Below are 310 nucleotides of genomic sequence, written 5' to 3' on the forward strand. Positions count from 1 at the left end.
GATCCTCTGGTCGCTGTCGGCACCGCTGGCGGTTGCCGGTGTGGAAGTCCCCCGGGCGATGGTGTTTGCCGTGTACCTGCCACCGCAGGCCGAGCAGGGCGAGAAGCTGCCGGTGCTGTACTCGCTTAGCGGCCTCACCTGCACCGACGAGAACTTCATGCAGAGGGCCGGCGCCCAGCGCATGGCTGCGGAGCTTGGGCTGATCATCGTGGCCCCCGACACCAGCCCGCGTGGCGAGCAGGTGCCGGGCGACCCGGACGGCGCCTGGGACTTCGGCTTGGGGGCCGGCTTCTACCTCAACGCCACCCAG

At 70.0% G+C, this 310-nt stretch carries 1 protein-coding gene; it reads left to right on the top strand.

The window, feature by feature from the left end; all coding sequences use genetic code 11:
* Position 1: 1 nt before the first annotated feature.
* Positions 2–310: alpha/beta hydrolase-fold protein (locus tag SB751_RS29245; protein ID WP_410748935.1), on the top strand; the 309-nt coding region annotated here is incomplete at its 3' end.

It is taken from the genome of Cupriavidus sp. SIMBA_020 (genome assembly GCF_046535395.1).
Taxonomy (GTDB): domain Bacteria; phylum Pseudomonadota; class Gammaproteobacteria; order Burkholderiales; family Burkholderiaceae; genus Cupriavidus; species Cupriavidus campinensis.